This window comes from Caulobacter sp. DWP3-1-3b2 (assembly GCF_049896325.1).
Lineage (GTDB): Bacteria > Pseudomonadota > Alphaproteobacteria > Caulobacterales > Caulobacteraceae > Caulobacter.
Genome location: NZ_JAFCUB010000022.1, coordinates 1 through 21,836, shown reverse-complemented (window position 1 = coordinate 21,836; position 21,836 = coordinate 1). Strand labels below are relative to the sequence as shown.

Below are 21,836 nucleotides of genomic sequence, written 5' to 3'. Positions count from 1 at the left end.
GGCCGATGTCTTGACTCCGCGACGCTGCGACACAGGGTGGTGACCATTGCCATGGTTAATGAACGAACGCAGAAATGCGTGAAGCTTTGCAACAAGTGATTCCCGCCACCCCATGAAGATCACGAGCGCCCGCACCGAATCCTTCTCGGCGATCCGCCGCCGAGCCCTGACCGAGGCCGCCGGCCCGGCCGTGACCCGCGCCGTGGTGGCCGCCGACAAGGCCGGGTTCCTGGGCCTGGGCGAGGACGACCTGACGCCCCAGGTGCAGGCCGCGCTCAAGACCCTGATGGTTGAGATCGACGATCTTCGGGCCGAGGTCGGTCGCCTGAAGTTCAAGCTCAATGAGGCCCAGGGCCTGGCCGACATGGACGTGCTGGCCCCCGTGCTGAACCGGCGGGCCTTCCTGCGCGAAATCAAGCGGGTCGCCGCCTTCGCCCAGCGCTACGGCTCGCCCGCCAGCCTGGTGTTCTTCGACCTCGATGGCTTCAAGAGCGTCAATGACCGCTTCGGTCACGCGGCGGGCGACGAGGCCTTGAAAGCCGTCGCCGAACGCCTGCTGGCCAATGTCCGCGAGACCGACGTGGTCGGCAGGATCGGTGGCGACGAGTTCGCCGTCCTGCTGGTCCAGGCCGACCAGCAGACCGCTTCGGCCAAGGCCGACACCCTGGCCGCCGCCGTCAGCGGCACGCCGGTGCAGTTTGGCGAATGGTCGGCGCCGTTGCACATCTCCTATGGCGTGCGCGAGATCGAGCCTGGCGCCGATCCCGAAGTCGCCTTGGCCGAGGCCGACGCCTCGATGTTCCTGAGGAAGCGGACGCGCAAAGAGGCCTGAAACTCGCTGTCATGGACGTGCGAGCGAAGGGGACACACACTCGTCCCACCGCTCAGGACATGGATCGCACAAGCCGTAGGACGAGTGCGTGTCCCCTGCTGATCCACGGCGCTCTAAGCGATGATATCCGGCATCAGCTGATCTTCGAGCCGGACGATCTCGTCCTTCAGGGCCAGCTTGCGGCGCTTGAGGCGGGCGAGCTGCAGCATGTCGGGCAGGGGTCGGTCTTCCAGGGCGGTCACCGCGTCGGCGAGATCCTGGTGCTCTTCGCGCAGGATCGCCAGGCGTCGCTCGAGGGCGATGTCGCTGTCTTCGAAGGCTTCGTCGTCGTTCATGGACGCTCCTCAAAGCCGCGCGCCTGGGCGGTGATAGATACCAAAGCCTGACAGCGGGTAAAGGGCGTCATGAAGCTTCACCGTTCAAGGCGTCGGCCAGGGCGCGCAGGGCGCTCTCGCGCGGCGGGTCGCCTGAGGCGCCGGCGGCGTCCAGCAAGGTCGAAAACAGGTCCAGCGCCTGGCCCGGTTCGCCGCTCAAGGCCTCCAGGCTTTCCATCAGCACCTTCTCGCCCGCCAGTTCCGTGTCCTTGACCCGGTTGCGGAAATCGTCGCGAGCGCCGCCGTCGATCCCGGGCCAAGCGGCCTTGATCGACCGCCGCACATCGCGCAGAGGGGCGCCGACCGCCATGTCCCAGCGCTTGACCAACTGGAAGGCGACGGCGGTGTCGGCCGCCCGGCCCTCGCTGGCCCGCCAGGCCGCCCACAGCAGATAGGGCGCGTTCTGGCCGTGGCCGTCCTGCAAGGCCAGGCACGCGGCTGCGACAGACGGTCGCGCATAGACCTCCAGGGCCCACTGCCAAAGTCGCATCTTGGTTAACCCCCAGGCCTTTTCAGGCCTCTCCGGTGATCGTCGCCAGGTCTTCGCCCCAGCGCTTGACCGGCCGCCAGGACAGGCCGAACAGGTCGAGCGCCCGGCCCACCGACTGGTCGACCATTTCCGCGATCGTCGCCGGCTTGGTATAGAACGCGGGAAGCGGCGGGGCGATCACCGCCCCCATCTCGGCCAGCTTGGTCATGGTGCGCAGGTGACCCAGGTGCAGCGGCGTCTCGCGGACCATCAGCACCAGGGTGCGGCGCTCCTTCAGCGTGACGTCGGCCGCTCGGGTCAGAAGCGAAGCCGTTACGCCCGTTGCGATTTCGCTCATGGTGCGCACCGAGCAGGGGGCGACGATCATGCCCAGCGTCCGGTACGACCCCGACGCGATCGCGGCGCCGACGTCGCCTGCCCGATGCACAACATCCGCCTTCAGATTGATCTCCGCGACGCTGAGGCCGGTTTCTTGAGACGAGGTCAGGGCCGCCGACTTGGACAGAACCAGGTGACTCTCGACTCCCAGTTCGCGGCACGCATCGAGGGTGCGCAGGCCGTAGACGACGCCGGAAGCGCCTGAAATTCCAACGACTAAGCGCGGCTTGTCCGGGAGGGGGGCAGGGTCCGACATGGTGAATTTTCGTCCGTCATGGGAGCAAGCGGGGCCACGTCAAGCGGGGCTGAGTGCAATCATATGTGATCTGACAGCGCGGCGCAGCGGGTGTTGTCTTTGATCTCCAACAGCAAGGAGCCGACAGCCATGGCCATCGAATCCCGTATCCGCGAGCTTGGGTCCCGCCACGAGAACCTCGACCGCACGATCCAGGAGGAGACCAGTCGACCGGTCAGCGACACTTCCCGCCTCAAGGAGTTGAAGCGGCAGAAGCTCAGGCTCAAGGAGGAGATCGAAGGCCTCAGGGCCAGACTTCACTAGCCCCCTCTGCGTCATCGCCTGAAGCGCGGTGACCGATTGAGGAGGCCGAAAACAGAAAGGCCCGCCCCGCGTGAAACCGGGGCGGGCCTTTTGTCTGCGGTCGGGGCAGGCGCATGCGCCTGTCCCCAATTCATCAGTCCTCGTCGTCTTCGTCCTCGTCCGGCACATAGGTGGACTTGCCGAATACGTCCTCGGCCTTGGGCTCGATGCGGCCCTTGCGGATCGCTGCCTCTTCGGCGTCGTGGTCATCGGGCAAAGCGCTGGTCTCCGACGCGGGACGCAGGGTCGGATCCTCGGGCAGGATGCCCTTCTTCAAGTCGTCCTTGGCCTTCTTCTCGGCGGCCTTCTTGACCAAGGCGTCCAGTTCCAGCTGGCCCACCAGGCCCAGCGTCACCGGATCGACCGGCTTGATGTTGGCCGAATTCCAGTGCTGGCGGTTGCGCACCTGGTCGATGGTCGACTTGGTGGTGCCCAGCAGTTTGGAGATCTGCGCGTCGGTGACTTCCGGGTGATGGCGGACGAACCAGGCGATGGCGTCCGGACGGTCCTGACGGCGCGACACCGGGGTGTAGCGCGGGGCCTTCTTCTGCGGCTTCAGCAGCTCGGCGTGACGGCTGACTTGGGCCTTCATGCGGTACTGGTCGTTGGCCTGGGCCTTGTCCAGCTCTTCGCGGGTCAGCTGGCCATTGCCCATCGGGTCGGCGCCGCGGATGTCGCGGGCGACCTCGCCGTCGGCGATGCCGCTGACTTCCAACGGATGCAGACCACAGAAGTCGGCGATCTGCTCAAAGGTCAGCGACGTGTTTTCCACGAGCCAGACGGCGGTCGCCTTGGGCATCAGGATGTCGGCCATGAGGGGCTCCAGAAATGACGGCGCCCGACCTTGCGGCCGGGCGGGATGTTCTAGTGTGGACCTATAATGCGGTTCTTCTCGAAAGGGAACGGGGATCGCAATGTGCGTCTATCAGCCTAAGTTCGTGGGGGGCTGCCGGCCATAGCGCCGCCTTTCAAGTGCTATGCGGTCTCGAATTGGCATGCGGCGGTTACGTAGAATTTCCCGCGCCGTGACCATACCGCCAACAAGCAACCCGATGCTTGCTAGCACCGCCAGGTGTGGAGCTGAGGTGTCGAGACCTGTGCCCTTCGAGTCAGACCCAAACAACATCATCCCAGCAATCACCACCGACCAACCTGATCACTGAAGCAGGGGATGGGACTTCTTAGCCGAGATCAATCCTACACCAGCTAAAACAAGGGCGCCCAGCGCCACGTGGTGCAAATTCTCAATCAAGTCGCGCAGGCTATTGAGGCTCATAACGCTTCCCCGCTTTGAACCTCTAGCGCACTCAAGATTGTCTCAGAGCAATCGTAAACGCAGCGTGGCTCCTCACGCCAGCAGCACCACCTTGCCGACATGCTCGCCCGCTTCCAGGTGGGCGTGGGCCCGGGCGGCGTCTTCCAACGGGAAGGTCGCGTCGATCACCGGCTTGACCTTGCCTGCCGCGATCCACGGCCAGACCACGCGCTCGACTTCGGCGGCCAGGCGGGCCTTCTCGTCGGCGGAGCGGGGGCGCAGGGTCGAGCCGGTCAGCACCGCGCGCTTCTGCATCAGGGTCATGACCGGAACCTCCAGGATCGGCCCGGCCAGGGCGGCGATATAGACGATGCGGCCGCCCAGCTTCAGGGCGTCGAGATTCTTGTCGAGATAGCTGGCCCCGACCATGTCGAGCACCACGTCAACCCCGCCGGCCGCCTTGGCGATCTGCGCGAAGTCCTCGGTCTTGGCGTCGACCGCGATGTCGGCGCCCAGCGCCAGGGCCTGGGCCTTCTTGTCGGCGCCGCGGCCGGTGGCGATCACCTTTGCACCGTGCGCCTTGGCCATGGCGATCGCCGTTGTCCCGATACCGGACGTCGCGCCGTGAACCAGCAAGGTCTCGCCCGGTTTCAACGCGCCATGTTCGAACATGTTGGCGAAGACGGTGAACACCGTCTCGGGCAGGGCGGCGGCATGGGCGAAGTCGAAGCCTTCGGGTATCGGCAGGGCGTGGCGGGCGTCGACCACGGCATATTGGGCGTAGCCGCCCCCGCCCAGCAGCGCGCAGACTTGGTCGCCTTCCTTCCAGCGGCCCGATCCGATCACCACCTCGCCGGATACCTCCAGGCCCAGGATGGTCGACGCGCCGGGCGGCGGCGGGTAGTAGCCCAGGCGTTGCAACAGGTCGGGACGGTTGACGCCGGCGGCTCGCACCCGGATCAGGATCTGGCCGGGGCCGGGCTCGGGTCGCGCCACGGTCTCCGCGAACAGGGCGGCGGCGGGGCCCTTGCCGCCTTCGATGGCGATGGCGGTCATGGTGTCAGACATGGCGGAGAATCCCGTGAGGCTTGCGTCCCGCCCTTGGTAGGCGTCAGATGGCGGCTCGAAAAGGGGTCGAGCCAAGGGAGACCGATCCATGTTGGAAGAACCGGTCGAGCCGCGCGCTTTCCGCGGCGATGCGCTGAGCGCGACCACGCATGAAGATCTAGAGACGTACGGGGTCGCCGAACTGGAAGAGCGTATCGACGCACTGGAGGCGGAAATCGCCCGCACCCGGACGCAGCTCTCGAAGAAAAAAGCTGGGCGCGACGCGGCCAATGCGCTGTTTGGTCGCCTGGACTAACGAACGGTTTACCCTAAAGGCGGAGTCTTCAACCCGCCTGACTCGGACAATTCGACTTCATTCGGACTTGGGGGGGGGCGGTCGCGAAACGGCACGGTTGCGTCTGGCACGGGGGTTGCAGTCCTCCTGCCTTGGCGAGACGTCTCGCGGCCTTTCGAAGGGGCAATGAGTAGCTATGACCGAGTTGAACGCGTCCGCGGCCCCTTGGCGCGCCGGAGTCATCCAGGACTTCGCCCGCTCCGAACTGTTCGACCGCACGTTCGAGGAAGGCATGATTCTGGTCGAGGAAACCGCCGCCTATCTCGACGGCGCGGGCCGCCACGACAGCAAGATTCTGTCGCGTAACGCGGCCCTGGCCTATGCCAGCGAAAGCATGCGCCTGACGACCCGCCTGATGCAGGTGGCCTCGTGGCTGCTGGTGCAGCGCGCGGTCAAGGAAGGCGAGATGGCCGCCGAGGCCGCCTGCGCCGACAACTATCGCCTGGGTCTCGAGTCCGGGAACCCCGCCGCCATCGAGGACTTGCCCTTCGGCCTCGTCAACCTGCTGCAACGCTCCGAGCGCCTGTACGAGCGGGTGCGCCACCTGGACAAGCGGATGTATGTCGAGGCGGCCCTGGAAGAGGCTCCGCGCCCGGTGCAGGCGCATTTCGACCGGCTGACCGCGGCGTTCGGCGCGGCTTAAAGATGGATTAGAGGCTCTTCCCCCTCTGGGGCAGGAGGGCCGAAGGCCCGGAGGGGGCAAGTGTTCGCGGCACGGGCAGCCCGCACTTACCCCCACCTGGCGGCTTCGCCGCCTGTCCGCCCCCATAGGGGGCGGAACTCCCCCAAAACCAAAAAGGCCGGCCCGCGAACGCGGTACCGGCCTTTCGTCGCCTTGCGGCGAGAAGCGTTGGGACGCCTACTTCTTGGCGGTGAAGCCGGCGAACTTGGCGTTGAATCGCGAGACGCGGCCGCCGCGGTCCATCATGTGGGCGTTGCCGCCGGTCCAGGCCGGGTGGACGCGCGGATCGATGTCCAGCGCCAGGGTCGCGCCTTCTTTCCCGTAGGTCGAACGGGTCTGATAGGACGTGCCGTCGGTCATGGTGACGGTGATGAAGTGGTAGTCGGGGTGAATGTCTTGTTTCATCGGGCGATCCAACCGACTTGAGGCGGCGTGTAATGTGGGCGGGGGCCAGCCTTGCGGGTGGCTCTCGGAGACGCGCGGCTATAAAGAAAGCGCGCGAATTTGGCAAGGGACAGTTGATGAGTGACGTGAACGCGGGCGAGATTTCGGCCGAGGGCAGGCCGAGCGCCGGCGCGGAGCTGGTGCAGAACCTGGCCGAGGCGGCCAACCGTCGTCCCCGTCGGAAAGACATCCGTCCCCTGGCCCATCTGCTGCCGTTCGTGCGCCGCCACGTGGGCGACGCCCTGGCGGCCGGCTTCTTCCTGCTGTTCTCCACCGGGGCCACCCTGGGCCTGACAGGGGCTTTCAAGGGGGTGATCGACAAGGGCTTCACCAAAGGCTCGGACACCGCGATCAACAGCGCCTTCCTGGGCCTCGGCGCGGTCGCCGTGCTGCTGGCCGTGGCCACGGCCCTGCGGTTCTTCTTCGTCACCCGGCTGGGCGAGCGCGTGGTCGCCGACCTGCGCCGGGCGCTCTATGGCCACACGCTCAAGCTGGACCCGGCCTTTTTCCTGAAGACCCGCACCGGCGAGGTGCTGTCGCGGATGACCACCGACATCACCATCATCGAGCAACTGGTCGGGACCAGCGTCTCGGTGGCCCTGCGCAACATCCTCAGCCTGATCGGCGGCCTGGGCTACATGGCCTTTGTCAGTCCCAAGCTGGCGGGCTTCATCGTGCTGATGGTGCCGGTGATCCTGGCGCCGATCTTCCTGCTGGGCCGCAATGTCCGCAAGCTGTCGGTCAGCGCCCAGGACAAGTTCGCCGACGCGGTGGGCTATGCCGGCGAGAGCCTGGACGCGCTGGACACCGTCCAGGCCTTCGGGCGCGAGGGCGCAGCCGACATCCGGTTCGGCGGCGCCGTCGAAGGCGCCTACAAAGCTTCCGTCAAGCGTATCAATGCCCGGGCCGCGATGACCGCCGTGGTTATGGCCCTGGCCTTCTGCGGCGTGGCCCTGTTGCTGTGGGTAGGCGCGCACCTGGTGCTGGCGGGCGAGATGACCGGCGGCACCCTGGCCCAGTTCGCCCTGCTGGCGATCTTCTCCGCCGGCTCGGTCGGCGCCCTGGGCGAGGTCTGGGGCGACGTGCAGAAGGCGGCCGGCGCCATGGAGCGAATCTCCGATCTGCTCAATTCCGAGCCCGGCATCGCCGCGCCGGAAAAGCCCCAGGCCCTGCCCATGCCGGCCCTGGGGGCGATCGCTTTCGAGAACGTCACCTTCGCCTATCCCGGTCGTCCGGACCTGCCGGCGCTGCGGGGCTTCGACCTGACCGTCAGGCCCGGCGAGACCGTGGCCCTGGTCGGACCCTCGGGGGCGGGCAAGAGCACCGTCCTGCGGCTGCTGCTGCGCTTCTATGACCCGCAGATGGGGTCGGTGAAGCTGGACGGCGTCGATCTGCGCGCCGCCGACCCGGCCGAGGTCCGCGCCCGCATGGCCCTGGTCGCCCAGGACTCGCCGCTGTTCTCCGGCTCGGCGCTGGACAACATCCGCTTTGGCCGCGAGGACGCGACGGAGGCCGAGGCCCGCGCCGCCGCCGCCGCCGCCCAGGCGACAGGCTTCCTGGAAGCCCTGCCGGAGGGGTTCAACACGCCCGTCGGCGAACGCGCCAAGACCCTGTCGGGCGGCCAGCGCCAGCGCTTGGCCATCGCCCGCGCCCTGGTCCGCAACGCCCCGATCCTGCTGCTCGACGAGGCCACCTCGGCGCTCGACGCCGAGAACGAGCGGCTGGTTCAGAAGGCCCTGCACGACGCCATGTCAGGCCGCACCACCCTGGTCATCGCCCACCGCCTGGCCACGGTGCTGAAGGCGGACCGGATCGTGGTCATGGAAGACGGCCGCGTCGTGGAGCAAGGCACCCACGCCGAGCTCTCGGCCCAGGGCGGGCTGTATGCGAAGCTGGCGCGGCTGCAGTTCGGGGTGGAGGCGGCCTAAATCCTTCTCCCCTGCGGGAGAAAGGTGGCCTCGCGGCGCGAGGTCGGATGAGGGGTTGATGGCGGGATCAACCGCGCCCGGCGGAAGGGTTCGCGCGACCTCTCATCCGTCGGCCTTCGGCCGCCACCTTCTCCCGCAAGGGGAAAAGGACGCTAAGCCGCCTCCCGACCCTCCATCGTCTCCAAGTCTACACCCAGCCGCAAGCGTAGTTCCTCACGCCCCAGCATGGTCAACTTCACCGCCCGGCTGCCGGTGTCTGCGTCGATCCAGCCTAGCGCCACCATCCGTGACAGCAGGGCCACGCCCAACGGGCCGGCCAGGTGGTGGCGGCGTTCGGTCCAGTCGAGGCACTGGCGGGCGACGCCGCGCTTGGCGCGTAGGGCGGTAGGCTCCAGGCCCAGGTCCCCGAACCAGGCGCGGCCGGCGTCGGGGACCGCGTAAAGCTTGTCGTCGGCCAGCGCGAGCACGCCCCGCGCGACGAGGGCGTCGGTCACGGCGATGCCCAGCCGTCCCGCCAGGTGACCGTAACAGCAGCGGCCTTCACGCAGCGCGCGGGCCTCGGGCGAGCGGGGCTGTTGCAGCGACCGCACCGGCGCAGCCAGCACGGCCAGGGCCTCGAGCACATGGGCGACCTCGGCGTTGGCAAGGCGGTAATAGCGGTGGCGCCCCTGGCGCTCGACGCTCAGCAGGCCGCCGTCCACCAGCCTGGCCAGGTGGTTGCTGGCCGCCTGGGCGGTCAGGCCCGCCGCCCAGGCCAAGGCGCCTGCGGGGTGAGCGCGGCCGTCCATCAGGGCCTGCAGCATGGCCGCCCGGCTGGGATCGCCGATCAGGGCGGCGGGGGAGGCGATGTTGGCTTCCATGACCTAACCTTTCTGCCGCTCATCCCGACCTTCGCCGGGATGAGCGGATTTTTAGAATATTCTGGGCCGCCAGCGAAAGCTTCAGTCTTCGCTGTAACATCCATGCCCGCGCTGGGCGAAGATCACGCCATGACCACGCCCCGAGTCGCCCAACTGCCGCTGATCCTGCTCGCCGCCAGCTTCGGCTTCACGATCGTCCAGCTGGACGTCACCATCGTCAATGTGGCCCTGGATGCGATCGGCCGCGAGTTCAACGCGCCGACCGCCAGCCTGCAATGGGTGGTCGACGCCTATACGCTGCTGCTGGCGGCGCTCTTGCTTTCGGCGGGCGCGCTCGGCGACCGGTTCGGACCCCGGCGGGCGTTCCTAAGCGGGCTGGTGCTGTTCGCCGTCTCCTCGGCCGCCTGCGGCCTGGCCCAGAGCGCCGCGCAGCTGGTCCTGTCGCGCGCGGTGCAGGGCGCGGCTGCGGCCCTGCTGGTGCCGCCGTCCCTGGCCCTGATCACCCACGCGGCGGCGGGCGATGACAAGGCGCGGGCCTGGGCCGTGGGGTGGTGGACGGCGGCCGGCGGGGTGTCGATCGCCGCCGGGCCGGTGATCGGCGGCCTGCTGATCGGCGCGCTGGGCTGGCGCTGGGTGTTCCTGGTCAACCTGCCGCTCTGCCTGGCCGGGGCGATCCTGACGCTGCTGTTCGTCCCAGAGGCCCCGCCGCGCCAGAAGCGGCCGCTGGACCTGCCCGGCCAGGCCCTGGCCTTCGTGGCCCTGACCCTGCTGGTCGGGGCGGTCATCGAGGGCGGCCACAGGGGCTGGAGCGACCCGCTCGTGCTGGGCGCGCTGGTCGGCGGCTTGCTGGCCGTGGCGGCCTTCCTGACGGTCGAGAGGGGCAGCGCCCATCCAGCGGTTCCTTTGGAGGTGTTCCGCAACCGGATGGTCTGGTCGGCGGTGGTGGTCGGGGTGTCGGTGAACTTCACCTATTACGGGGTCATCTTCGTGCTGGGCCTCTTTCTTCAGCGTTCCGCCGGCTACGACGTGGTCCAGGCTGGCCTGGCCTTCCTGCCCCTGACGGCGACCTTCATCGCCGCCAACCTGCTGAGCGGTCGGATTGCGGCCCGCTTTGGACCCGCGCGGACCATGGCCGGCGGGGTGCTGGTGGCGGCGTTAGGCTACGCCCTGACCAGCCGGCTGACGCCGACGACACCCTTCTGGCTGATGGTCCCCGGCTTCCTGCTGATCCCCGGCGGCATGGGCACGGCGGTGCCAGTGATGACCAGCGCCCTGCTGGCCAATGTGGACCGGCACTTCTCAGGCACCGCGTCGGGGGTGCTCAACGCCTGCCGCCAGGCGGCGGGGGCGGCGGGCGTGGCGGTGATGGGCGCGTTGGCGGCCGGCGGACCCGACCGGATCGCGGCGGGGCTCCGGGCGTCCGGGATGATCGCGGCCGCAGTGCTGGTGGGGGCGGCGTGGGTGGCGGCGCGGAGTGGGGGGAAGAGAGTCACTTAAACTCCGCTCATCCCGGCGAATGCCGGGACCCAGATGGAATGGTCCGAGGCGGGTTCCGCTCGCTCAGAGCTCTTCCAATCAGCCCGGCGCCTTGGGATCTGGGTCCCGGCATTCGCCGGGATGAGCGGGTCAAAAAGCCAAAAGAAAAACGCCCGCCCTGGTTTCCGAAGGCGGGCGTCTTCAGATCACCAAGCGCTCAGCGCCTAAACCAGCGCCCCGTGGCAGTGCTTGAACTTCTTGCCCGATCCACACGGGCAGGCGCCGTTGCGGGCGGTATATTCCCAGCCTTCCGGCAACACCGAGACTGGCAGGGCTTCGCGTTGCTGGGGCGACAGGCCCTCGGGCAGGGCGCCGGCCACGGCGACGTTTTCGCCGGTCAGCGGGTCCAGGTGGACCTCGATCAGGCCTTCAGGAGTGTGCAGCGGCTCGGGATCGGCATAGGCGATCTCGACCGTCATCAGCCAGCGGGTGGTGTTGGTCCGCAGGTCGCCCAGCAGCTTCTCGAACAGCGAGAAGGCCTCGGTCTTGTACTCGTTCAGCGGATCGCGCTGGCCGTAGCCGCGCAGCCCGATGACATTGCGCAGGTGGTCCAGGTGCATCAAGTGCTCGCGCCACTGCAGATCGATCATCTGCAGCAGGAAGCTCTTTTCCACCGAGCGCATCTGGTCGGGGGTGATGATCGCCTCGCGCTCGATCGCCCGTTCGTCGGCGGCCTTGGCGATACGCTCGCGCATCTCCTCGTCGCCGATGCCTTCCTCGGCGGCCCAGTCCTTCAGCGGCAGCTCCATGCCGAAGATCGACTGGACGCGCTCGTCCAGGCCTTCGATGTCCCACTGCTCGGCATAGGCCTTGGGCGGCATGTAGCGGGCCACGAAGTCATCGACCACGTCGCGGCGCATCTCGGTGATGATCTCAGAGAGGTCGGTGGCCTCCATGAATTCCTGGCGCTGCTCGAACACGGCCTTGCGCTGGTCGTTGACGACGTCGTCGTACTTCAGGAGGTTCTTGCGGATCTCGTAGTTGCGCTGCTCGACGCGCTTCTGGGCGGTGGCGATGGCGTTGTTCAACCACTTGTGAGTGATCGCCTCGCCTTCCTGGACGCCGAAGGTGCGCATGATCGCGTCCAGCCGCTCGCCGGCGAAGATGCGCAGGAGGTCGTCCTCGCACGACAGGAAGAACTTGCTGTGGCCCGGGTCGCCCTGACGCCCGGTGCGGCCGCGCAGCTGGTTGTCGATGCGGCGGCTTTCGTGGCGCTCGGTGCCTAGCACGAACAGGCCGCCGGCGGCCAGGGCCTGGGCCTTGGCGACGGCGATCTCGGCGTCCAGCTCGGCCTTCTGAGCCAGCTCGTCCTCATGGGCCGGGGTGATCCCAAGCCCCTTCTGCTGCTGCAGCCAATTGGCCAGGCGCATGTCGACATTGCCGCCCAGCTGGATGTCGGTGCCGCGGCCGGCCATGTTGGTGGCGATGGTGACCGCGCCGGGCACGCCAGCGTCGGCGACGATGCCGGCCTCCTGCTCGTGGAAGCGGGCGTTCAGCACCTGGTGCGGGATGCCCTTATGCTTTTTGCCTTCCCATTCCCAGGGATAGACGGCCAGCAGGCGCGACAGCTCCTCGGACTTCTCGATCGACACGGTGCCGACCAGGATCGGCTGGCCGCGGGCGTGGCAGTCGGTGATCTGCTTGAGGATCGAGTCGTTCTTCTCGCGCTCGGTGCGATAGACCTCGTCGTCGTCGTCGATGCGCTGGACCGGGCGGTTGGTCGGGATCTCGCTGACGCCCATCTTGTAGATGTCGTCGAATTCCTGGGCCTCGGTGGCGGCCGTGCCGGTCATGCCGGCCAGCTTGCCGTAGAGGCGGAAATAGTTCTGAATCGTCACCGAGGCCAGGGTCTGGTTCTCGGGCTGGACGTCGGCGCCTTCCTTGGCCTCGATGGCCTGGTGCAGGCCTTCCGAGAGGCGGCGGCCGCTCATCATCCGGCCGGTGAACTCGTCGATCAGAATCACCTCGCCGTCCTTGACGATGTAGTCCTTGTCCAGCGTGTAGAGGATGTTGGCGCGCAGGGCCTGGTTGACGTGGTGCACCACCGAGATGTTGGCGGCGTCATAAAGGCCGGCGGTGTCCTCGGCGAGGTGGCCGCCCTCCATCAGGATCTCTTCGATGCGCTCCTGGCCGTCCTCGGTGAGGATGACCTGTTTCTGCTTCTCGTCGTGATCGTAGTTGGTCTTGTCCTTGATCAGATCCTTCACCAGCAGATCGATGGTCTTGTAGAACTCGCTGCGATCTTCGGTCGGGCCCGAGATGATCAGCGGGGTGCGGGCCTCGTCGATCAGGATCGAGTCGACCTCGTCGACGATCACATAGTGGTGGCCGCGCTGGACCATTTCCTCGACGCTGTAGACGAGGTTGTCGCGCAGGTAGTCGAAGCCGAACTCGTTGTTGGTGCCGTAGGTGATGTCGCTGCGATAGGCGCGCTGGCGCTCGCCCTGGCTCAGGCCGTTGACGATCACGCCATAGCTCAGACCCAGGAAGTTGTGGATCTTGCCCATCCAGTCGGCGTCGCGGCGGGCCAGATAGTCGTTGACCGTGATGACGTGGACGCCCTTGCCCTCGAGGGCGTTCAGATAGGTGGGCAGGGTGGCGACCAGGGTCTTGCCCTCGCCCGTGCGCATTTCCGAGATGCCGCCGCCGTGCAGCACCATGCCGCCCACCATCTGGACGTCGAAGTGACGCATGCCCAGCACGCGCTTGCTGGCCTCGCGCACCACGGCGAAGGCTTCGGGCATCAGGTCTTCCAGGTTCTCGCCCTTGGCCAGGCGGGCCTTGAACTCGTCGGTCTTGGCCTTTAGGGCGTCGTCCGACAGCGCGGCGTATTCCGGCTCCAGCGCATTGATCTTCGCCACGCGGGCGGACATGATCTTGACCTTGCGGTCGTTGGAAGAGCCGAAGAACTTTTTGGCGAAGCCGAGCATGAATACAGGATCCGGAGGTGTGTCTGTGAGGCCGGCGCTAGGGCTTTGGGGCCTTCACTACGGTAAATTCGTGGCATGGAAGCCAGCGGAAACTGGCGTCTAGGGCGCGCGCGGAGACTTAAGCACCGCCCTTGCGGGTGTCAACGCGAGGCGGGGCGGCCTGGTGGCGGTTTGAGCGGCGTTTAATAGGTTCGGGCCTTTTCCGATCCGCATCGCGAAGCTGTTTCCTCTTGGCGGTAATCCGCGCTAGAGCGCTGAAAGCGTTGCAGCCGGAGATCGGCCCCTTATGAATATTGCCAAGCCTCGCGCCTTCGGCGTCGCCGCCGCGATCGCCCTGACCCTGCTGGTCGCCGCCTGCGGCCGCAACAAGGCCGACGAGCGGCCGCCCGAGCCGGGCGACACCGCCGTGGCGCGGGTCGACGGCCATACGGTCTGGGCGTCGGACGTCAAGCGCGAGGCCGTGGCCCAGGGGCTGATCAGCGAGGGCGAGCCGCTGGACATCGGCTCGGACCTGTTCCGCCAGCGTCTGGACGAGGTGGTCGACCAGAAGCTGTTGGCCGCCGAGGCCCTCAAGCAGAAGCTCGACAAGGACCCTGTCGCGCAACGCCGCCTAGCCGCCGCTCGCGAGCGCATCCTGGGCGACATGCTGGTCGAGAACGTCGTCGAGAAGGCGGTCAACGAGAACGCCATCCGCGGCCTCTATGCCGAGCAGCAGAAGCTGTCCAAACGATCGGAAGAGATCCGCGCCCGCCAGATCCTGGTCGGCAGCCAGGCCGACGCCGAGGCGGTCAAGAAGCTGCTCTCGACCGGCGCGTCGTTCGACGCTTTGGCCATGGAGCGCTCCACCGACCCCGCCACCCGCTTCAACGGCGGTGACCTGGGCTATTTCACTGTCGACGTCATGCCGGCCGCCTATGCCGTGGCCCTCAAGGACGCCCAGAAGGGCGCGCTGGTCGGGCCGTTTCAGACCGAGGGCGGCTGGGCCGTGCTGCGCGTCGAGGACAAGCGCCTGGAAGAGCCGATCACGCTCGAGGCCGCCCGTCCGCAGATCGTCCGCTTCCTGACCTATGACCAGGTGCGCGACCTGCTGGAAAAGCTGCGGGGCGCCAGCAAGGTGGAGATGCTGACCAGCAAGCCGCAGGACGTGCCCGGCGCGCCGCAGGAGCCGGCCTCGGCGCCCCCCGCTTCGCTGCAGCCTGGTCCCGGCAATCCGCCTTCCGACCTCGACGCCGCCGCGCCCGCCGCCGCGCCGGCCAAGAAATAATGACCAAGCCCCCCGTTCCCAAGACGACGGCCAAGGCCGTCGCCGCCGCGCCAAAAGCCGCCGCCGCGCCGTCGCCGACCCCGGCCGAGATCGTCGGCCAGGTCGGGGCCAGTGTCGGCCACACCCTGGAGCGGGCGCTCGACCCGCTGACCACGGCCCTCAAGCGCGCCGGCCTGCGCCGCGCCGAGAAGGCCGCCAGCCAGGGCTCGCCCCCCCTTGTGTCCGAGGAGGCGGTTCAGGCCGCCAAGCCCGCCGCCGTCGCGCCGGGCAAGCCGAGCCTGGCCGTCTCGCCCCTCGCCGTGCCGTTCCCGACCATCCCGCCGATCGCCGGGGTCGAGATCGCCACCGGCCGGGCCGGCTTCTACAAGCACGCCCGCGAGGACATGCTGCTGATGCGCTTCGCGGAGGGCACCAGCTGCGCCGGCGTGTTCACCCGCCATGGCGTTGGATCGGCCCCGGTCGACTGGTGCAAGCGCCAACTCGCCGCCACCGGCGGGCAGGACGTGCGGGCCCTGGTGGTCAACGCCGGCTGCGCCAACAGCTTCACCGGCAAGCCGGGCGCCGACGCCGTGCGCCGGGTGGCGACGGCCGTGGGCAAGCGCTTCGACTGCCGCCAGCGCGACGTGATGATGGCCTCGACCGGCGTGATCGGGGTCATACTCGACGACGCCAAGATCATCTCCAACCTGCGCGAGGTGGAGGCCCGCTTCACGCAGGACGCCTGGGCTGGCGCCGCCTCGGCGATCATGACCACCGACACCTTTCCGAAGGGGGCCTACGCCACCGCCCTGATCGACGGGCACGAGGTGCGGATCGCCGGGATCACCAAGGGCTCGGGCATGATCGCGCCCGACATGGCCACCATGCTGGCCTTCGTGGCCACGGACGCCGCCATCGCCCCGGCCGCTTTGCAGACCCTGGTGTCGCTCTACACCCGCACCACCTTCAACTGCGTGACGGTGGACGGCGACCGTTCGACCAACGACACCTTGCTGCTGTTCGCCACTGGCCAGTCGGGCGCGCCGAAGATCCACCGGGCGGGCGACCGCCGCCTGGCCGACTTCCGCGAGAAGCTGGAGGCCGTGCTACTGGACCTGGCCCTGCAGTTGGTCCGCGACGGCGAGGGCGCCAGCAAGTTCGTCAAGATCACCGTCAATGGCGCGGAAAGCCCGCTTTCGGCCCGCAAGATCGCCCGCACCATCGCCGAGAGCCCCTTGGTCAAGACCGCCTTCGCCGGCGAGGACGCCAATTGGGGCCGCATCGCCATGGCCGTCGGCCGCGCCGACGAGCCGATCAACCGAGAGCGCATCAGCATCCGCTTCGGCGACCTCTACGCCGCCCGCGACGGCCTCGTCTCGGCCGACTATGACGAGGCTGCGATGAGCGCCTACGTCAAAAAGGCCGAGTTCGAGGTGTCGGTGGATGTCGGCGTCGGCAAGGGGACGGCCACGGTGTGGACGTGCGATCTGACCAAGCAATATGTGGCGATCAACGGGGACTATCGGTCATAAGGGGGCGATCTATCTTCCGTCTCCCCGGCGAAGGCCGGGGCCCGGATGGAATGGCTTTGAGGCTGACGCCACGGGCTCCGAGCCCCTCCAATCAGTCGCACCGCCATGGGATCTGGGTCCCGGCATTCGCCGGGATGAGCGGATTTAAGTAAGGACAGGCTCATGTCTGAGATCCACCTCCACGACATCGCCGCCGCCTGCCATGCCGCCGGCTACCGCGTCGCCGAGATCGACAATGGCCTCGAAGTCTCCGGCGCCGAGGATGGCGGAGCCTTCTACCTGTTCCCGCAGAACGGTTGGCTGCAGGTGCGCTGCCAGGTGCTCGACGGCGCCGACCTCGACCAGGCCCGCACCCTGGACGCCCTTTTCGAGACCGTGGCCCGCGCCCAGTTCCGCCTGATCGGCTGCCGCTTCGGCTTCGACCCCTTCACCGGCCTGTGGCTGGTCGAGGACCTCTATCCCGGGTTCGAGGCCGAGCGGTTGCCGGCCGTGCTGGAGCAGTTGGCCTTCGTCTGGGGCTCGCTGGAGGGCGTGCTCGACGCGGCGCTCAAGCGGGGCGAGGCGCCCAACGACGACGCGCTGGACGCGGCGTTCGAGCTGGTGGCGGAGGGGCGGCCGAACTGAGGGGGCCGCTTTTCGACCCGGTGCGGACCGATGGTCGATCAGTTCAGAGGTGCGAGGGTAGCGGAGCGCCTGACCCTTTGCACACACGGGTGATCGCTCTCAATAATCTCAGCACGTCTCGGCCGACGCGCTCGCTCGTTTCCGGGGAAAGGGTCGGCCCGAAGTCGGGAAGTGCCTTAACCTCGACTTCGGTCTGATGGGGGAATGGCTGGTCAAGGACGACGGTAAAGACATTGGGGCCGCGTCTTGAATCCACGGCGCCGCTCGCGACTCTGGCGTCCGGACTGATGTTCATTTCGAGTATACGACGGACAGACTCGCCGCCGCGCATCGCGCGAACCTGCCCGGCGCGAACTCCTGGAAAGTCGGACCCACGCGCCGGGGGGGTTAGTACCCCGGACTGGTCACCGAGAAGCTGGCGTTGTTGCCCATGGCCGACGAGACGCCGACCACCGAACGGGCGGCGCCGGTCAGGGACACGGTCGAGCGCGCGCTGATATCGACATTGTTGGACTGGCTGTTGGTGGCGCTCATCGTGCCGCTGCATTGGTTGCAGACATAGCCGCTGACCGCGTTACCCACCGCCGTGGCGCTGGATCCGGCGTCATAGCCGTTGTCGCCGGTGAAGCTGGCGATCACCTCGACGCCGCCGCCGTCATTGACCTGGCTGTTGTCGAGCACCACATCCGGCCCGGTATTGCCGGCCAGGACCGAATTGCCCACGCCATAGGCCGTGGCCTGGGCGCCGCCGAACGCGTAGGAGCTACCCTCGGCCTGGGCCCGGACATAGGCGGTGTTGTACTGGTGGCTGGCCACGTCGAGCAGCGGGCCCTCGTTGGAGGCGTTGAGGTTGTTGCCCGAGGCGGTGGCCGCCGTGGTCGTCAGGTTGCTGTTGCCATAGGCGGTGAACTTTGTGCCCGTGACATTGGCCGCGACGTTGTTCTGGTCTGTGATGACGCGGGCCGCCGACTGGTCGGCCCCGGTCAGGTCAATATTGTTGCCGGCCGCTGTGCCCGCCACGACAGCGATGCCGGCCACATACTGGATGATCGCCCCGCCGTCGGCGGCGACGTCGGCCTGGTTGTTCTGGCTCACCCGCGCGCCCATCGACCCATTGACCAGCAACAGGCCCTGGCTGTTACCGGCCGCCTGGGTGCTTTCGATCACGTCACCGGCCAGGGCGCTCACGGCCTCGATCTGGCTGCGGGCGGTGACCGATCCGTAATTGGTCTGGACCATGAAGGCGCTGAGCGTGCCGCCGGCCGCCAGGGCGGTGCCGCTGTTGCCGACCGCCGTGGTGTTGATGTTGCTGCTGTCGCCCAGCGAGCCCGAGGCGTTGACCACGCCATGGGCCAGCACGGCGCCCTGGTTGTTCTGGTTGGAGGTCAGGCCGCCGTCGGCCCCGTTCAGGGTCATGCCAAAGCTGTTAGCGCCCGCCGTGGTGGTCGCCGTGACGCCTTCGTCAGCCGTGACGACGTTCAACGTCTGCTCGGCGTTGATGGCGTTGAGGTTCAGCTGGTCGTTCGAGCCCTGGCTGGGCAGGGTCTGGCTAGTAGCGACTCCGCCCAGCGCCACGCACATTGGGATCGCTGCGATCATTCCAGCGAGACGGGTCTTCGCGGGTTTGCGCATTGTTGGTTCCCAGGTTGTTGTAGGCGGGCACGAAGGCCCCGGTCGCGCCGACGGTGTTGCCGGCATAGGGGTCGTAGCTCAGGCAGGTCTGCGGACCAGGCATGCCATACAGGTTGGCGCTCATCTCGATCGCCGCCCGCTCGATCAGCGAGCGCACGGCCAGTTGCATGGGCTCCAGCGCGCCGCGACCGGCGGAGATGTCGAAGATGTTGCCATTGAGGAAGTCGAACACCCCGAGGCTGACTTCGCGGCCAACCACCTGTTTCTGGTAGGAGATCACATCGACCACCTCCAGCGTGCGGGTGTTGATCAGGCGCAGGTCCAGCGCGATGTTCATCACGAACACGCGGCGCTTGAAATTGCCCTTCAGGCCGTCGGTGTCCTTGTCGCCGGCATAGGCGTCCACGCCGGCCGAGCGGATGTTGTAGTTCAGCTCCGTGATCCCGCCGGCTACATAGAAGTCCGAGCCCGGGACCTGGCCCGCGAGGATCTTGCGATACTCGGCCGGCGCGTCGGCGCCGGGCTTGGGGTTGTCGGAGATCAGCTTGTTGTTGGCGTATTTCAGCTCATATTCCGACACCGAGGTGTCGAAGCGCTCGACCATCGGCATGCCGGCCTTGGCGAAGGCGGTCATCGCCAGCAGGGACGCGCCCTGGGTGACCTTGCGGCCCGAACCGTCAGACTCCTCCTTGCCGGTATAGTCGGCGATGCGGCCGATGGCGACGCGCGGGGCAACCACCCGGTTGGCGCGGGCATATTGCGCCAGACACACCAGGCCCGCCGTGTAGGGCGTGGGGTTGGCCGTCACCGGCGCCGTGCCGATCGGCGTGGCGTAATTGCCGTTGCCCATGGGGGTGGGCACGCTGCCACAGGCGCTCAGCGCCGCGCAGGCGCTGGCCAGCAGGAGGAGGAGGCGCTTACTGGCCATTGCCCGATGTCCCGACATTCGTTCCGGCGCTGATATTGCCGTTGTTGATCTGGTTGGAATTGACGATCACGGTGTTGTTGTTGCCTTGGGTGACGACCGTCAGATTGTTGCCGATCGCCGTCGAGCTGCCGTAGCCGCCGAGGCCCCCAACCCCGGAATAGCTGTCGAGCGAGCCCGTCGATTGGCCAGAAGAATAGACGCTCTGGTCCGCGCCGGTCAGCATAACGCCATCGACGATGACCCGATTGCCGTTGGCGTCGCGGGTGGAATACTGGACGACGTGGTTTTCGGAGCCGGCCAGACGGCCGTAGCCGGCGTTGAAGGCGGCGGAATTGGTTTCCAAGGTCTGCGCCTGGGCCGCGCCAGCGCCGAGGGGCAGGACGGCCAGGGTCAAAACAGCCGAGCAAAGGCTCAAAGCACCCATGCCACCCGGCAATTTTTTCATGGAAACGACCATCTCAAGCTCCGCGAATGTCGACACGGGGCTGTTAAGCAACCCTCGTGCCAAAATCGGACAACGTTCGACCTAACCCCCAAGGTCTCGCGATTTCGTTAAGGTAAAGCCCGGAGGCGGCCGGAGACCCGAAACTGCGACATTGATGCTGCCCATTGATCTGAAGCGCGCTTTGGAGGACGCTCAACAAAACAAAGATATCGCAGGGAGGATTAAGCTTTGCTGGTTTCTCAGATCCTGAAGGAGAAGGGCGACCTTGTGTTTACCGCCTCGCCCAATGAGACGGTGGGCGCTGCGGCGGCGCTGCTCCACACCCGCAAGGTCGGGGCGATGGTCGTGCTCGAGGAAGACGAGACGATCGCCGGCATTCTCTCCGAGCGCGACATCGTGAGGGTTATCGCCAAGGAGGGCGCCAGCGCCCTGACCCGGGCGATCGCGACCTGCATGACCCGCGACGTGGTCTTCGCCCAGCCCGAGGAGACGGTCGACGCCCTGCTGGAGCGGATGACCGATCGCCGGATCCGCCACCTGCCAGTCTGCAGGGGCCAGCGCCTGGCCGGCATCATCTCGATTGGCGACCTGGTAAAGTACAAGATCCGCGAGACCCAGGCTGAGGCCGACGGCCTCAAGGCCTATATCGCGGCCGGCTGACCACGGCTTCGAAGGGCCACTGGCGCGCCCTCTATATAGAGGGCGCAATATTAGAGAGAAGCCGTGCGCCTCAGCGCTCCGCCTCGCCCAGCAGTTCGGCCCCCGAGCCGCTGACCGCGTCGGCCAGGCTATAGCCTTCCAGCACCTGCGCCGTGGCGTCGCGCGCCCGCAGCAGCGCCTCGCGTAGGGAGCAGGTGGCCAGATCCCGGCAATCCTCGCAGCGGCGGAAGGCCGTGCGGCTGACACAGGGGGCCAGGGCCAGGGGGCCGTCGACCAGCCGGATCACCTCGGCGAAGCTGATGGTCTCTGCGGCGCGGCCCAGTAGATAGCCGCCGAACTTCCCGCGCCGGCTCGTCACCAGGCCCTTGCGCGCCAATGCAAGAAGTATTGCCTCCAGAAACTTGCGCGGCGCATCGGCCCGCACCGCCAGCTCGCCGGCCGTGACCTGGCCGCTCTCGCGGGCCAGTTCGATCATGGCGCGCAGGGCGTAGCGAGCTTTCTGGGACAGCATGGACGCGAAGACTCCTGATTACACGGGTCTATGAAGCCAGGGCGGGGCAGGGCGCAAGCGGCGGCCTGCGGGCGCGGCGCGAAACCATGCACAGATCCGCGCACAGATAAGGGATAGGTGCGATTGATCGGGTCGCTTTTGCGGTTGCGACTCTCCGAAGCGATGGCTAAACACCGCCCTCGCTTCGGGGCTGACGCCCGCCGGACCGATCCAGGGCCTTGCGGCCTTGCATTTGGGAAGGTGGATCGCTAAGTTCTGCGGCCTCAGCCGGCTCGGTGACGAATTTGCGAAGGCCCTGTCTTCAAGGGCTCCGCCACCCCGTCCTTTGTCCTTCGCAACGGCCTCGGCCAGAGCATCGACTGGGAAGGAAACAGTCAGTTGACACGGAGTTTTGCTTTCACTAGAAAGCGCGGCTCCGGAGTAACTGGAAAGAGTTCGCAAGAGCTTTTGAGGTTTCTTTGGACGGTCTCTGAGGGTTTCTTTGAAATTCTTTATTGACTGGATTGGCGCTGTTCTTTAGAAGGGCGCTTCGGATTTCTGGGTTGGTTAGAA

At 67.2% G+C, this 21,836-nt stretch carries 22 protein-coding genes; 10 read left to right on the top strand and 12 right to left on the bottom strand.

What is annotated here, in order from left to right:
* The first annotated feature begins 112 nt into the window (after positions 1-112).
* Entirely contained in the window at positions 113-832 is a 720-nt protein-coding gene (locus tag ACP7AG_RS14085; RefSeq protein ID WP_426031580.1) for a GGDEF domain-containing protein, read from the top strand.
* 113 nt (positions 833-945) lie between these two features.
* Here the strand turns inward: ACP7AG_RS14085 and ACP7AG_RS14080 are convergent, their stop codons facing one another.
* From ACP7AG_RS14080 to ACP7AG_RS14070, 3 genes are all read right to left on the bottom strand, one after another.
* The gene (locus ACP7AG_RS14080; protein ID WP_426014712.1) at positions 946-1,167 is read right to left on the bottom strand and encodes a YdcH family protein; all 222 of its coding nucleotides are present in this window, start codon (positions 1,165-1,167) and stop codon (positions 946-948) included.
* Positions 1,168-1,234: 67 nt separating this feature from the next.
* Positions 1,235-1,696 carry a TIGR02444 family protein gene (locus tag ACP7AG_RS14075; RefSeq protein ID WP_426031578.1) on the bottom strand — a complete coding sequence of 154 codons (462 nt, stop codon included), beginning with the start codon at positions 1,694-1,696 and terminating at the stop codon, positions 1,235-1,237.
* A gap of 22 nt (positions 1,697-1,718) precedes the next feature.
* Complete coding sequence (locus ACP7AG_RS14070) at positions 1,719-2,330, bottom strand: UbiX family flavin prenyltransferase (RefSeq protein ID WP_426031576.1); 612 nt, start codon at positions 2,328-2,330, stop codon at positions 1,719-1,721.
* Between the two features lie 129 nt (positions 2,331-2,459).
* Between ACP7AG_RS14070 and ACP7AG_RS14065 the strand changes: the two genes are divergently transcribed.
* Positions 2,460-2,633, top strand: coding sequence for a YdcH family protein (locus ACP7AG_RS14065; RefSeq protein WP_426014719.1), 174 nt, complete (start codon positions 2,460-2,462; stop codon positions 2,631-2,633).
* A gap of 133 nt (positions 2,634-2,766) precedes the next feature.
* Here the strand turns inward: ACP7AG_RS14065 and ACP7AG_RS14060 are convergent, their stop codons facing one another.
* Together ACP7AG_RS14060 and ACP7AG_RS14055 are read right to left on the bottom strand one after the other, a co-directional pair.
* The gene (locus ACP7AG_RS14060; RefSeq protein WP_426015285.1) at positions 2,767-3,486 is read right to left on the bottom strand and encodes a DUF1013 domain-containing protein; all 720 of its coding nucleotides are present in this window, start codon (positions 3,484-3,486) and stop codon (positions 2,767-2,769) included.
* Between the two features lie 534 nt (positions 3,487-4,020).
* Positions 4,021-4,995 (bottom strand): NAD(P)H-quinone oxidoreductase, encoded by a 975-nt coding sequence (locus tag ACP7AG_RS14055; RefSeq protein WP_426031574.1) that lies wholly within the window; start codon positions 4,993-4,995, stop codon positions 4,021-4,023.
* Positions 4,996-5,083: 88 nt separating this feature from the next.
* Here ACP7AG_RS14055 and ACP7AG_RS14050 point away from each other — a divergent pair, with 88 nt between their 5' ends.
* A complete protein-coding gene (locus ACP7AG_RS14050) occupies positions 5,084-5,290 on the top strand; it encodes a DUF1192 domain-containing protein (protein ID WP_426015288.1) in 207 nt (68 codons plus the stop codon).
* A 175-nt stretch (positions 5,291-5,465) separates the two neighbouring features.
* Entirely contained in the window at positions 5,466-5,972 is a 507-nt protein-coding gene (locus ACP7AG_RS14045; RefSeq protein WP_426015289.1) for a DUF1465 family protein, read from the top strand.
* 216 nt (positions 5,973-6,188) lie between these two features.
* Here ACP7AG_RS14045 and rpmE read toward each other — a convergent pair whose 3' ends face one another.
* Positions 6,189-6,416 (bottom strand): 50S ribosomal protein L31, encoded by a 228-nt coding sequence (rpmE, locus tag ACP7AG_RS14040; RefSeq protein ID WP_426015291.1) that lies wholly within the window; start codon positions 6,414-6,416, stop codon positions 6,189-6,191.
* A gap of 113 nt (positions 6,417-6,529) precedes the next feature.
* On the opposite strand from rpmE, the gene ACP7AG_RS14035 reads away from it, so the two are divergent.
* Positions 6,530-8,383 carry an ABC transporter transmembrane domain-containing protein gene (locus ACP7AG_RS14035; RefSeq protein WP_426031572.1) on the top strand — a complete coding sequence of 618 codons (1,854 nt, stop codon included), beginning with the start codon at positions 6,530-6,532 and terminating at the stop codon, positions 8,381-8,383.
* A 152-nt stretch (positions 8,384-8,535) separates the two neighbouring features.
* On the opposite strand, the gene ACP7AG_RS14030 is transcribed toward ACP7AG_RS14035, so the two are convergent.
* The gene (locus tag ACP7AG_RS14030) at positions 8,536-9,243 is read right to left on the bottom strand and encodes an ArsR/SmtB family transcription factor (RefSeq protein WP_426031570.1); all 708 of its coding nucleotides are present in this window, start codon (positions 9,241-9,243) and stop codon (positions 8,536-8,538) included.
* A 129-nt stretch (positions 9,244-9,372) separates the two neighbouring features.
* Here ACP7AG_RS14030 and ACP7AG_RS14025 point away from each other — a divergent pair, with 129 nt between their 5' ends.
* Positions 9,373-10,740: an MFS transporter gene (locus tag ACP7AG_RS14025; RefSeq protein ID WP_426031568.1), complete on the top strand. Its 1,368-nt coding sequence runs from the start codon at positions 9,373-9,375 to the stop codon at positions 10,738-10,740.
* Positions 10,741-10,943: 203 nt separating this feature from the next.
* Here the strand turns inward: ACP7AG_RS14025 and secA are convergent, their stop codons facing one another.
* Positions 10,944-13,709, bottom strand: a complete 2,766-nt coding sequence (gene secA / locus ACP7AG_RS14020; protein WP_426015296.1) for a preprotein translocase subunit SecA — start codon at positions 13,707-13,709, stop codon at positions 10,944-10,946.
* A 286-nt stretch (positions 13,710-13,995) separates the two neighbouring features.
* On the opposite strand from secA, the gene ACP7AG_RS14015 reads away from it, so the two are divergent.
* The 3 genes from ACP7AG_RS14015 (at position 13,996) to ACP7AG_RS14005 (ending at position 17,108) form a co-directional block, all read left to right on the top strand.
* Positions 13,996-14,973 (top strand): peptidylprolyl isomerase, encoded by a 978-nt coding sequence (locus ACP7AG_RS14015; protein ID WP_426031566.1) that lies wholly within the window; start codon positions 13,996-13,998, stop codon positions 14,971-14,973.
* A complete protein-coding gene (gene argJ / locus ACP7AG_RS14010) occupies positions 14,973-16,484 on the top strand; it encodes a bifunctional glutamate N-acetyltransferase/amino-acid acetyltransferase ArgJ (RefSeq protein WP_426031564.1) in 1,512 nt (503 codons plus the stop codon). The genes ACP7AG_RS14015 and argJ overlap by 1 nt, the downstream gene beginning before the upstream one ends.
* A gap of 162 nt (positions 16,485-16,646) precedes the next feature.
* Positions 16,647-17,108, top strand: a complete 462-nt coding sequence (locus ACP7AG_RS14005) for a hypothetical protein (protein ID WP_426031562.1) — start codon at positions 16,647-16,649, stop codon at positions 17,106-17,108.
* Positions 17,109-17,495: 387 nt separating this feature from the next.
* Here ACP7AG_RS14005 and hfaD read toward each other — a convergent pair whose 3' ends face one another.
* Genes hfaD through hfaA form a run of 3 tightly spaced genes read right to left on the bottom strand, consistent with a single transcriptional unit; the run spans position 17,496 to position 20,113 of the window.
* On the bottom strand, positions 17,496-18,689 hold the full coding sequence (gene hfaD, locus ACP7AG_RS14000) for a holdfast anchor protein HfaD (protein WP_426031629.1): 1,194 nt from the start codon (positions 18,687-18,689) through the stop codon (positions 17,496-17,498).
* Entirely contained in the window at positions 18,658-19,668 is a 1,011-nt protein-coding gene (gene hfaB / locus ACP7AG_RS13995) for a holdfast anchoring protein HfaB (protein ID WP_426015302.1), read from the bottom strand. The genes hfaD and hfaB overlap by 32 nt, the downstream gene beginning before the upstream one ends.
* A complete protein-coding gene (hfaA, locus tag ACP7AG_RS13990; protein ID WP_426031560.1) occupies positions 19,658-20,113 on the bottom strand; it encodes a holdfast anchoring protein HfaA in 456 nt (151 codons plus the stop codon). The genes hfaB and hfaA overlap by 11 nt, the downstream gene beginning before the upstream one ends.
* Before the next feature lie 228 nt (positions 20,114-20,341).
* Here hfaA and ACP7AG_RS13985 point away from each other — a divergent pair, with 228 nt between their 5' ends.
* A complete protein-coding gene (locus tag ACP7AG_RS13985; RefSeq protein ID WP_426015307.1) occupies positions 20,342-20,773 on the top strand; it encodes a CBS domain-containing protein in 432 nt (143 codons plus the stop codon).
* 70 nt (positions 20,774-20,843) lie between these two features.
* On the opposite strand, the gene ACP7AG_RS13980 is transcribed toward ACP7AG_RS13985, so the two are convergent.
* Positions 20,844-21,284 carry an RrF2 family transcriptional regulator gene (locus ACP7AG_RS13980; protein ID WP_426031558.1) on the bottom strand — a complete coding sequence of 147 codons (441 nt, stop codon included), beginning with the start codon at positions 21,282-21,284 and terminating at the stop codon, positions 20,844-20,846.
* Between the last annotated feature and the right edge of the window lie 552 nt (positions 21,285-21,836).

Coding starts and splice junctions, on each gene's coding strand:
- ACP7AG_RS14050 (WP_426015288.1), top strand. CDS start 5,084: ATGTTGGAAGAACCGGTCGAGCCGCGCGCTTTCCGCGGCGATGCGCTG.
- hfaD (WP_426031629.1), bottom strand. CDS start 18,689: ATGTGCGTGGCGCTGGGCGGAGTCGCTACTAGCCAGACCCTGCCCAGC.
- secA (WP_426015296.1), bottom strand. CDS start 13,709: ATGCTCGGCTTCGCCAAAAAGTTCTTCGGCTCTTCCAACGACCGCAAG.
- ACP7AG_RS13980 (WP_426031558.1), bottom strand. CDS start 21,284: ATGCTGTCCCAGAAAGCTCGCTACGCCCTGCGCGCCATGATCGAACTG.
- ACP7AG_RS14025 (WP_426031568.1), top strand. CDS start 9,373: ATGACCACGCCCCGAGTCGCCCAACTGCCGCTGATCCTGCTCGCCGCC.
- ACP7AG_RS14030 (WP_426031570.1), bottom strand. CDS start 9,243: ATGGAAGCCAACATCGCCTCCCCCGCCGCCCTGATCGGCGATCCCAGC.
- ACP7AG_RS14005 (WP_426031562.1), top strand. CDS start 16,647: ATGTCTGAGATCCACCTCCACGACATCGCCGCCGCCTGCCATGCCGCC.
- ACP7AG_RS14070 (WP_426031576.1), bottom strand. CDS start 2,330: ATGTCGGACCCTGCCCCCCTCCCGGACAAGCCGCGCTTAGTCGTTGGA.
- ACP7AG_RS14015 (WP_426031566.1), top strand. CDS start 13,996: ATGAATATTGCCAAGCCTCGCGCCTTCGGCGTCGCCGCCGCGATCGCC.
- ACP7AG_RS14085 (WP_426031580.1), top strand. CDS start 113: ATGAAGATCACGAGCGCCCGCACCGAATCCTTCTCGGCGATCCGCCGC.
- ACP7AG_RS14065 (WP_426014719.1), top strand. CDS start 2,460: ATGGCCATCGAATCCCGTATCCGCGAGCTTGGGTCCCGCCACGAGAAC.
- ACP7AG_RS14075 (WP_426031578.1), bottom strand. CDS start 1,696: ATGCGACTTTGGCAGTGGGCCCTGGAGGTCTATGCGCGACCGTCTGTC.
- argJ (WP_426031564.1), top strand. CDS start 14,973: ATGACCAAGCCCCCCGTTCCCAAGACGACGGCCAAGGCCGTCGCCGCC.
- ACP7AG_RS14055 (WP_426031574.1), bottom strand. CDS start 4,995: ATGTCTGACACCATGACCGCCATCGCCATCGAAGGCGGCAAGGGCCCC.
- ACP7AG_RS14045 (WP_426015289.1), top strand. CDS start 5,466: ATGACCGAGTTGAACGCGTCCGCGGCCCCTTGGCGCGCCGGAGTCATC.
- hfaA (WP_426031560.1), bottom strand. CDS start 20,113: ATGAAAAAATTGCCGGGTGGCATGGGTGCTTTGAGCCTTTGCTCGGCT.
- ACP7AG_RS14080 (WP_426014712.1), bottom strand. CDS start 1,167: ATGAACGACGACGAAGCCTTCGAAGACAGCGACATCGCCCTCGAGCGA.
- hfaB (WP_426015302.1), bottom strand. CDS start 19,668: ATGGCCAGTAAGCGCCTCCTCCTCCTGCTGGCCAGCGCCTGCGCGGCG.
- ACP7AG_RS14060 (WP_426015285.1), bottom strand. CDS start 3,486: ATGGCCGACATCCTGATGCCCAAGGCGACCGCCGTCTGGCTCGTGGAA.
- rpmE (WP_426015291.1), bottom strand. CDS start 6,416: ATGAAACAAGACATTCACCCCGACTACCACTTCATCACCGTCACCATG.